The sequence below is a fragment of the Burkholderia sp. SR8 genome (assembly GCF_052851275.1).
Genome location: NZ_JAULUC010000063.1, coordinates 1 through 1,708 on the forward strand (window position 1 = coordinate 1; position 1,708 = coordinate 1,708).

Annotated in this window: 1 protein-coding gene; it reads right to left on the minus strand. The window is 69.3% G+C overall.

What is annotated here, in order from left to right; translation table 11 throughout:
- A partial coding sequence (locus Q3A80_RS31780) for an aconitase family protein (protein ID WP_446332730.1) occupies positions 1-1,551 on the minus strand: 1,551 nt, incomplete at its 3' end.
- Between the last annotated feature and the right edge of the window lie 157 nt (positions 1,552-1,708).

Sequence of the window (1,708 nt, forward strand, 5' to 3'; positions counted from 1 at the left end):
AAAATTGCGGTTCCCCGACAGCATCGCGACCGGCCGGATCGACCCGTCGGCGAGCGCGGCGCGGATCGGCTCGGTCAGCGGCCCCGAGTTGCCGATGCAGGTCGTGCAGCCGTACCCGACGATATCGAAGCCGACGGCCGACAGGTCGTCGACCAATCCGGCCCGTTCGAGATAGGCCGCAGCGGCTGGAGAGCCGGGGCCGAGCGACGTCTTGACCCACGCGGGCACCTTCAGCCCGAGCGCGCGCGCGTTCCGCGCGACGAGGCCGGCCGCGATCAGCAGCGCGGGGTCGGACGTATTCGTGCAGCTCGTGATCGCGGCGATCGCGACCGGGTGCTTCGGCATCGACGGATGCGGGTGCGCGGGACGGAATTCGAGCGGCGCGAGCGCGGCGGCCGTCCGCGCATGGTCGAGCAGGTCCTGCGGGCGGCGCGGCCCGGCGACGTGCATGCCGACCGACGCGAGATCGATGTCGATCGTGCGCGTGTAGCGCGGTTCGGCCGCCGGGTCGAACCACAGGCCGGCCTGCCGCGTGAACGCTTCGACGAGCCGGATCGCCGCTGCGCTGCGATCGGTCTCGCGCAGGTAGTCGAGCGTGTTGCCGTCCACCGGGAAGAAGCCCGTGGTCGCGCCGTATTCGGGCGCCATGTTCGCGACGACCGCGCGTTCGCCGGCGCGCAGCGTCGCCACACCGGGGCCGAAGAATTCCACGAACTCTCCCGATACGCCGATTGCCCGCAGCCGCTGCGTGACGGTCAGCGCGAGATCGGTCGCGAGCACGCCCGCGCGCAACGCGCCGGTCAAGCGCACGCCGATCACGTCGGGAATGCGCTGCATCACCGGCATCCCGAACATCACCGTCTGCGCCTCCAGCCCGCCGACGCCCCAGCCGAGCACGCCGATGCCGTTGATCATCGGCGTGTGGCTGTCGGTGCCGATCAGCGTGTCGGGCACGGCCCAGCGCTCGCCGTCGCGCTCGAGCGTCGTGACCACCGTCGCCAGTTGCTCGAGGTTGATCGTATGCATGATCCCCGTGCCCGGCGGATGGATGCGCACGCCCGTCAGCGATTTCGACGCCCAGCGCAGGAACCGGTAGCGCTCCGCGTTGCGGCGCAGTTCGAGCTGCAGGTTCAGCGGCGCGGCGTCCGGCCGCGCGAAATATTCGACGGCCAGCGAGTGGTCGACCGACGAATCGACGGGCAGCACCGGGTTCAGCGACGCCGGATCCGCGCCGGCTTCGGCCAGTGCGTCGCGCATCCCGGCGATATCGACGAGCGCCGGCGTGCTGGTCGTGTCGTGCATCAGCACGCGGTTCGGCTGGAACGCGATCTCCGCGTCGCTCGTCGCGCGGCGCGTCCAGTCGACGATCGCGTCGACGGCCTGCCGCCGCTCGTCGCCGGCGGTATTGCGGATTACGTTCTCGAGCAGCAGGCGCAGTACGACGGGCAGTTCGCGCAGCGTGGTGCCGAACCGGCCGGGAAGATCGACGAAGCGATACGTCGCGCCATCGACTGTCAACCGGGCTTGCAAGGGGGTGTCGGTGTTTTCCATGACTGTATTTTTGCACTTTAACGAGTAAAAATGCAATCTAGTGCTAACCCGACATACCCAATCCAGGAGACCACCGTGACGAAAACAGGCAACGACCCGGGCGAGGTCGGTCCGGATCGGATGCGCCGCCGCGTGATCGCGCACACGGCGGCGCTCA